Genomic DNA, 8266 nt, shown 5'->3' with positions numbered 1-8266 from the left:
GAGCCCGCTCCCACAGTGGCCGGCGTGACGCTTACCCTGTGGGAGCGGGCTCGTCCCGCGATGCTTGTTACTCCAGCACCGTCACCGGCATCCCCACCTCAAGCACCCCTTCCCCGTCGGCCACCAGGTTCTGCCCGAACATCACCTCGCCTTCTTTCTGCCGGTAGGTCTTGAGCGTCGTCAGCGGCTCGCGATCTTCGCTGCGCTCGCCCGTCTGCGGATCAATGGTGGTGAGGATGCAGCGCGTGCACGGTTTGAGCACGCGGAACGCCAGATCGCCAATGCGAATGCGCTTCCAGCCATCCTCGGCGAACGGTGCGCTGCCCTCCACCACCAGGTTCGGCCGGAACCGCAGCATCTCCAGCGGCCGCCCGACCTTCTGCACCAGGTCATCCAACGACGCCTGGCCGATCAGCAGCAGAGGAAAACCATCGGCAAACGCCACCCGATCCTCCGTCGCGCCATACCCCGACGGCAGAAACCGCGTACGCGATTCCGGCACATGTACCAGACGCACATCCTTGCCAATGAAATGGCTCAGCCAGGCGGCCGCTGCGTCGCCCGCATCCGGTACACGGAAAGTGTCACGCCAGATAGTCACCCCGCGCAGCTCGTGCTCGGCGTCGGGCACCGCCACATGCAACTGGGCGAACCCCGGCGCGCTCAGCAGCAAGCCGCCGTCGGCGGCATACAGTGCCGACAACTGGCTCATCTGTGGATAGGCGCGCTGGGTCAGGAAGCGCCCATTGTCGCGCTCAACCAGCATCCAGCGCCGGTCGCCGGTCAGGCCCAAGGCCCCCGAGGTCGATTGCTCAAGGGCTTCGCCACGGGCGGATTTGACGGGATAACGATACAGCGCACTCAGACGCATGGCGGCCTGCTCCTGGCATTCAAAGACTGCAAGCTTACACCGCCCGCCGGGCCTGCGCCGCCCGGCGCTGCCGCGAAATCAGGCCGGCGCTTCGTCGAGCATCAGGCGCTGCCGGACCACGTCGACCAGCTTGTCGGGCTGGAACTTGGAGAGGAAGTTGTCGCAGCCGACCTTTTTCACCATCGATTCGTTGAAGCTGCCCGACAGCGACGTGTGCAGCACCACATACAGCCCACGCAGACGCGGGTCGTTGCGGATTTCGGTGGTCAGCCGATAGCCATCCATTTCCGGCATTTCAGCGTCGGTGAACACCATCAGCAGCTTCTGGCAGACGTCCTCGCCGGCGTCGGCCCAGCTCTTGAGCAGCTTCAGCGCTTTCAGGCCATCGCTGGCCACGTGCATCTTCACCCCCAACTGGCCAAGGGTTTCGCGCAACTGCGCCAAAGCCACCGTGGAGTCGTCGACCAGCAGCACCTCGCGGCCGCGCGCACGTGCCAGCACCGGGTCTTCCAGCTTGTCGCGCGACACCTTGGCGTTGTACGGGACGATTTCGGCGAGGACTTTCTCGACGTCGATGATTTCCACCAGTTGCTCGTCAACCTTGCTGATCGCCGTCAGGTAATGCTGGCGCCCGGCGCTCGACGGCGGCGGCATGATGGCTTCCCAGTTCATATTGACGATGCGGTCGACGCCCCCCACCAGGAACGCCTGTACCGAGCGGTTGTACTCGGTGACGATGATCGTGCTGTTCGGCCCTGGCTCCAGCGGGCGCATGCCGATGGCCTGGGACAGGTCGATCACCGGCAGGGTCTGGCCACGCAGGTTGACCACCCCGCACACGTACGCATGACGCTGTGGCATCAGGGTCAGCTTGGGCAGTTGCAGCACTTCCTGCACTTTGAACACGTTGATCGCGAACAACTGCCGGCCTGCCAGGCGGAACATCAGGATTTCCAGGCGGTTCTCACCTACCAGCTGTGTCCGTTGGTCTACCGTGTCGAGAATGCCAGCCATTGAATCCCCCAAGGCTTTGTTGCAAAAAAGAAAGCATCGACCCCGTTATCGGCCGTTTGTGCTGCGGCTTGACCCCGCAAATAAAAACCGTCCCGGGCATTGATGTCACTTTAGCATCATGGTTTACTGCGCTCACGCCCAGCCTGTCGTAACCACCCGCAAAGGGTCGTTATCAGAATCCCCTCAGGGAAACCCTTACCCGCAATCGGGTGAGACCTGATGTTCGCAATATCCAATAGCCATTAATGTGACGCCATTCTCATTGCATGAATGGAGTCAGGCTCTTGTCTGTTACCGCCGTCCCATGGCCAGCACCTGCTCCAGACCTGCCAAACGCCGCTGGTAAGGCCCTATGAGCGCTCTGCACGATTTTCTCACTGACGCCCAGGTGCTGCTGGCCCGCGCCGAGGAATGCCTGCACCACCTGGAACTGATTGGCCATGATGCCGACGCCTGTGATTGCCTGGTTGCAACCCTGGGCCACCTGGCTAGCCAGGCACGCGCGCAGGAACAAGTGCAGATTGCCGAGTTCTGCGAGCACCTGCGCCAACTGCTAGAACCGCCGGCGTGCCGTGAACGCCTGCAGCGCGAATGCCTGAACACCCTTCACGAATGCCTGAAGCTGGTGGCCTGGCAACTCGAACTGATCGATCCGCACACCGGTCAACTCGGCCTGGACCGCCAGGAGCAAATGCAACTGCTGCATACCCTGAGCAATACCCTGGACATGCCGGCGCCCTGTGCCACTGGCCATGAAAGCACGCAGTCCTGCTAGCACCCACTTCTTCGTTGTCGCCCCCTGCCAACACGCCTGCTTCCGACCGGCACACCTGGCCTAACTAAGGGAAAACCTTAGTTGGCTAACATACGAATAAGCCGATGCGCGCTAACTGCACTTCTCTGGTAATTGCGCGGTGTATACACATGCCAGCATGTTGCACAAGCAAAGTACATCAGACCATATACGGACAGTTTCAGATCGCCAGCAATGATATCAAAATGCTAGAATCACTAGCATCCGGAACGCATGTGCCAGCCCCTAAAACCAGACACTTCAGACGATTTCCACGCCCCGCGACCAATCCAATGCGAAGTGATACCATGCGCGATGCAAACCGCTGGCGACAGCCGAAGATGCTCGACTATGGCGGTTTTAGCGTATTAAAAAGTTACCTGACACCCTGCGGAATCCGACTATAAAAAAGTTACCGGAAGGCAACACGACAAACACCTTCGGCTAACCTTTTGGGCGGCTTTAAACCGCGACACTCCAGTGGCTTCATTCCCTATGCTTTCAAGCCTCAAGACACTCAAGCGCAGCCTGCCGGGAGTTTCCCAACTCCACTGGGCCAGTGCCTTGCTTTGCCTGGCGTCGGTGGTGGCCAACCTGGCGCTGTACGTCCAGGCCGTGCCGATGCCGGCCAGCCTGCTGGCCCTGCAAGTGCTGGCGGTGCTCGCGATGGGCTGGCAGTTGCACCAGGCTGCACGCTTGATCGCCATGCGCCCGCAAGAACTGGCCGACCGCTTGCTCAAGGTGCAGGAAAGCGAACGGCAACGCCTGAGCCGCGAGTTGCACGACGACATCGGTCAACTGCTCACCGCTGCCAAGCTGCAGGCCGACTGGTTGCAGCGGCGCATGCCGGCAGAACTGCAGGAACAATGTGCAACCCTGCGCCGCACGCTGGACGATACCCTGGCCAACGTACGTGACGTTTCGGCCATCCTCAACCCACGACAACTGGCCAGCCTGGGCCTCGAAGCCAGCCTGCGTGCGCACCTGTTGCGCACCCTGGAAAACACCGAGGTGCTCTGGAGCGTCGACTGCAAGCAGCGCCTGGACGGCATCCCGGAAGACATGGCGATCGCCGCCTTCCGCATCACCCAGGAAGCCGTTACCAACATGCTTCGACATGCCCAGGCACGCAACCTGGTGGTGCGCATCCAGCGCCTGCCGGAAGGCCTGTCGCTGACGATCAACGACGACGGCCTGGGCTTCGTCCCGGCCAGCCATCCGGCCGACGAAGGCCAGCGCGGCATGTCCGGCATGGCCGAACGCGCGCAGTTGCTCAATGGCAGCCTCAGTGTGCACAGCGAGCCTGGCAAAGGCACACAGATCAACGCCCTCTTCCCCTGGCCGCCCCGAACACTCGAACGCGCTAACACAAGTAAAACCCCATGACCTGTAATTTGCTGCTGGTGGACGACCACTCCCTGATCCGCGCAGGCGTGCGCGCCCTGGTGTCCGACATTCCCGGCTATGCCGTGGTCGGTGAAGCAAGCGATGGCAGCCAGTTGCCGGAGCTGGTACTGCAACTGGACCCCGACATCGTCCTGCTGGACATTTCCATGCGCTGCACCGGAGGCCTGGAGGCCCTCGGCCGCCTCAAGGCCAGCGGCAGTCGAGCCAAAGTGCTGATCCTGTCGATGCACACCGACCCCGAACTGATCATGCAGGCCCTGGAAACTGGCGCCCATGGCTACCTGCTCAAGGACACCACCGCGGTCGAGCTGGAGCAGGCCCTGGCGGCGCTGCGCAACGATGAGCGCTACCTGAGCCCGGCAATCGCGCACACGGTGATCAACCAGGCGCTGGTGCGCGCCCAGGTCAAGCCCGCGCCCAGCGATACCCACAACCTCACCGCCCGCCAGCTGGAGATTTTGCGTCTGATCGTGCGCGGCAAGTCCACCCGGGAAATTGCCGGCGGCCTGGGCCTGAGCATCAAGACCGTGGAAACCCACCGCTCGCAGATCATGAAGCGCCTACAAATCTTCGATGTCGCCGGCTTGGTGCTGTTTGCCGTGCGCGAGCAGATCATCAGCCTGGACGACTGAGCAGCGCCGAACCTTTCGGCAGGTGCACGCGCAGGGCCCCTGGCAATGCGCGGAAGCGCAGGTTATCGCCCTCTAGCGGTTCGCCATCAAGGTTCAGGTAAAGGCCCTCGGCACTCTTGATTTCGACCCACGGCAAGCGCGCACGGACGAAAATGCGCTCCAGGCCCAGGCCATCGCTGAGCAGGTCGCGCAGTGTGCCAACCACTTCCTGCGGTGCCGGCAGAATGCTGATATCAAGTAAACCATCGTTCACGCACGCCGTCGGGCACAACAGGTGCCCGCCGCCCGCCTGGCGGCCATTGCCGATCCCCAACGCGAGCAGTTCGCCTTGCCAGCGAAAATCCGGGCCGTGCAGCTCGATCGAGGCCGCACGCAATTCGGTAAAGCGTGACAACCCGGTAAACAGGTAGGCGGCGGCGCCGAGCATCTTCTTCAGGTCTTCGGAGGTATTCGCCGTGACTTGACTGCCAAAACCGCCTGTCGCCATGTTGAGGAAGACCTGCCCGTCGACTTCGCCCAGATCGATCGGCGTCGCCGGCTCATCGAGCAATGCCAGCGCTGCCGCCGGCTCCAGTGGAATACCGGCAGCCCTGGCGAAGTCGTTGGCGGTGCCCAGTGGCAACAGCACCAGGCTGGCCTCGCTCTGCGCCTCGGCCATGGCGTCGGCGACATCGCGCAAGGTGCCGTCGCCACCGCCGGCAATCAGGTGCCTATAGCCCGCCTGCAGCGCCTCGCGCACCAGGCGCTGGGCATCGCCGCCTTCCCAGGTGAGCCGCACATCCAACCGCCAGCCGCGCTCGCGAGCGGCCTTGACCGCCGCACGGACGTCTTCGTTCATCGCCTGTTTGCCATGCAGCACCAACAGCGCCTTGCCTGAACTGGTCATTGTCTTCCCCCTGAAATGCCCATGCCTGATGGCAGCCTGCCTATCTCGACCACAGCAGCCAGCCGACTACTCCCGACGAGCATCGACAATTATTTGGCTTTATCAAAATTTTCAACTGGAAAAGCCATTATTTTGACCTTTACTTCAGAGACACCGTGCTCTGCGCCCTGCAAGGCTTCGCGCTCCGCGCTTTCTGCCAACGACCTGCAAACGCCCGACCCGGCAAGCGAGAGAAGGTCATGCGCGTACTCTGGACCCTCCCCTACCTGCCCTGGCCGACCACCAGTGGCAACAAGACCCGGCAATTCCACCTGCTGCGCACCTTGGCGCAGCGCGGCCACCGCATCACCTTGCTGGTGCAGTCGAAGATCCCGCTCAGCGAGGCCGCGCGCGAGGCGCTCGAACCCTTGGTCGAGCGCCTGATCGTATTGCCGCGGCGCCCGCTGCAAAGCCCGCTGAACCTGTTTGCCGCGTTCTACCTCTGTTACCCGATGCGCGCGAGCATCAACGGCCTGGCGCCGCACCTGCGGCACCGCTTCGAGCAATTGCTGGAGGAGCCGTGGGATGTTATCCAGATTGAGCATAGCTACAGTTTTCAGCCGTTCGAACAAGCCTTGAAAGCCCGCGGTCTGCCGTTTCTGCTCAGCGAGCACAATATCGAGTCGTCGATGGGGGCCGCCTGCCAGGACCGCCTGCCGCTGTGGCTGCGGCCGTTCAACAGTTTCGACCGCTGGCGCTATCGGCGTTGGGAAGCCCGGGTACTCAGGCAGGCCAGTGAAGTGGTGGCGGTCAGCCCCAGCGATGCCGAGCAGATCAGCCAGTTGACCGGGCGCCACACCGCCCTGGCGGTGAACGGCGTCGACTGCGAGCACTACCGGCACATCAGTTCATGCCCACACAGCCAACGGCTGCTGTTCGTGGGTAACTTCGAGTACGGTGCCAACCTCGAAGCCATCGAGTGGGCACTGGAGGAAATCCTCCCACAGATCTGGCAGAGCAACCCGGCGGTACGCCTGGCGGTGGTCGGCAATGCCCTGCCCAACCACTGGAAACTGCGCTGGAACGACCCGCGCATCGAGTGGGTCGGCTACCTGCCGGACCTGCGCGACCTGCAGCGGCACTCGGCGTTGTTCTTCGCTCCGCTGCGCCATGGCGGCGGCTGCAAGATCAAGCTACTGGAAGCGATGGCGGCGGGTTTGCCGGTAGTCACCACGCACCACGGCGTGAGCGGCCTGGCGGTGCGCAATGGCGAGCACTACGTCGGCTGCGAGGACAGCGACACCCTGGCGCTGACCATCACCCAACTGCTCAACCAGCCGTGGCGCCTGCGCCAGCTCTCGGAGGCGGCGCGCCAGTTTGTCGGCGAGCGGCATGACTGGGACATGGCCGCAGCACAGTTGGAAGGGATCTATACGCGCCTGGCGACGCAGCGCCCACTGGCCGAGGAGGGCCTCGCCAGCGGGCTGTTACGCTCAGCCGAGTAGCTCGCTGAGCGGAATGAAGCGCACGCTGTCGCCCCGCGCCGGCGTGCTGCCTTCCAGCACTTCGACCAACCCTTCGGCCCAGGCCGCGCTGCGCAGCACACCCGAACTCTGGTTCTTGTAGATCAGCGCCTGGCCCTGCGCCATGCGCCCGCGCAGGTATTCGCGACGGTTACCGGCCTTCGGCCAGTCGAAGCCGGCCGGCACGGCAAAGTGCAACGGGGTCACCTCCTGCACGCCCTGACGGCGCAGCAGGTACGGCCGGGTCAACAGGCCGAAGGTAACCAGGGTCGAGGCCGGGTTACCCGGCAGGCCGATCACCGGCACACCGCGGAAATGCCCGAAGGTCAGAGGTTTGCCAGGCTTGATGGCCAGCTTCCACAAGGCCAGCTCGCCCTCTTCGCGCAAGGCGATGCCCAGGTAGTCGGCTTCGCCAACCGAGACCCCACCGGTGGAAAGGATCAAGTCGACACTGTCGAGCTGGCCGAGGCGCGCCCGGGTCTTCTCCAGATCGTCGGGCAAGATCCCGGCATCCAGTACGTCGCAGCCCAGGCGTTGCAGCCAGCTGCAGAGCAAGCGCCGGTTGCTGTTGTAGATCTGCCCGGGGCCCAGCGGCACCCCCGGCTCGACCAACTCGTCGCCGGTAGACAGTACAGCGACCTTCACCCGCCGCACCACCGCGAGCGTGGCCTGCCCCAGTGACGCGGCCAGGCCCAACTCAATCGGCCCAAGGCGGGTGCCCGCCGCCAGCACTTCTTCGCCGGCACGGGTTTCCTGGCCTTGCGGACGCACGTTCTGCCAGGGCCGCAGCGGCTCGCTGAAACTCACCCGCTGGTCGGCCTGGACCACGGCGTTTTCCTGCATTTCGACGCAATCGGCGCCTTCGGGCAACGGCGCACCCGTGAAGATCCGCGCACAACTGCCCGGCTCCAGCGGGCCAGGGGCGTGCCCAGCGAAGATCCGCTGGCTGACCGGCAGCGGCTCGCCGTGCCAGTCGGCCAGGCGCAGCGCATAACCGTCCATGGCGCTGTTCGGCCAGGGCGGCAGGTCGAGGCTGGCTACCAGGCTGGTCGCCAGTACCCGGCCTTCGGCATCGGCCAGGGCGACCTGCTCGGTGTCGACGATCGGTGCCGCCTCGGCCAGCGCCAGCAGGCGCTCCAGCGCGGCCTCGATGGGCATCAG

8 protein-coding genes are annotated in these 8266 nt (G+C 63.8%); 4 read left to right on the top strand and 4 right to left on the bottom strand.

The genetic code is table 11. The features are described from left to right. Positions 1-67 precede the first annotated feature (67 nt). Positions 68-871 carry an MOSC domain-containing protein gene (locus DCO48_RS11180; RefSeq protein ID WP_116550665.1) on the bottom strand — a complete coding sequence of 268 codons (804 nt, stop codon included), beginning with the start codon at positions 869-871 and terminating at the stop codon, positions 68-70. Between the two features lie 78 nt (positions 872-949). Continuing rightward, positions 950-1885, bottom strand: coding sequence for a chemotaxis protein CheV (locus DCO48_RS11175; protein WP_116550664.1), 936 nt, complete (start codon positions 1883-1885; stop codon positions 950-952). A gap of 352 nt (positions 1886-2237) precedes the next feature. Between DCO48_RS11175 and DCO48_RS11170 the strand changes: the two genes are divergently transcribed. The 3 genes from DCO48_RS11170 (at position 2238) to DCO48_RS11160 (ending at position 4717) form a co-directional block, all read left to right on the top strand. After that, on the top strand, positions 2238-2660 hold the full coding sequence (locus DCO48_RS11170; protein WP_116550663.1) for a histidine kinase: 423 nt from the start codon (positions 2238-2240) through the stop codon (positions 2658-2660). Positions 2661-3173: 513 nt separating this feature from the next. Next, complete coding sequence (locus tag DCO48_RS11165) at positions 3174-4064, top strand: sensor histidine kinase (protein WP_116550662.1); 891 nt, start codon at positions 3174-3176, stop codon at positions 4062-4064. Beyond that, on the top strand, positions 4061-4717 hold the full coding sequence (locus DCO48_RS11160) for a response regulator transcription factor (protein WP_116550661.1): 657 nt from the start codon (positions 4061-4063) through the stop codon (positions 4715-4717). Before DCO48_RS11165 ends, DCO48_RS11160 begins: the two co-directional genes overlap by 4 nt. Here DCO48_RS11160 and yegS read toward each other — a convergent pair. Further along, positions 4701-5603, bottom strand: coding sequence for a lipid kinase YegS (gene yegS / locus DCO48_RS11155; RefSeq protein WP_116550660.1), 903 nt, complete (start codon positions 5601-5603; stop codon positions 4701-4703). The genes DCO48_RS11160 and yegS overlap by 17 nt on opposite strands. Before the next feature lie 239 nt (positions 5604-5842). On the opposite strand from yegS, the gene DCO48_RS11150 reads away from it, so the two are divergent. Next, on the top strand, positions 5843-7087 hold the full coding sequence (locus tag DCO48_RS11150) for a glycosyltransferase family 4 protein (RefSeq protein WP_116550659.1): 1245 nt from the start codon (positions 5843-5845) through the stop codon (positions 7085-7087). Here DCO48_RS11150 and glp read toward each other — a convergent pair. Then, positions 7076-8263, bottom strand: coding sequence for a gephyrin-like molybdotransferase Glp (gene glp, locus DCO48_RS11145; protein WP_116550671.1), 1188 nt, complete (start codon positions 8261-8263; stop codon positions 7076-7078). The two genes, DCO48_RS11150 and glp, sit on opposite strands and share 12 nt — an antisense overlap. Positions 8264-8266 lie beyond the last annotated feature (3 nt).

Origin of the sequence: Pseudomonas sp. SDI (assembly GCF_003105155.1) — a bacterium.
Taxonomy (GTDB): Bacteria; Pseudomonadota; Gammaproteobacteria; order Pseudomonadales; family Pseudomonadaceae; genus Aquipseudomonas.
The sequence above is the reverse complement of the archived record's forward strand: the minus strand, read 5'-3'. Positions and strand labels throughout refer to the sequence as shown.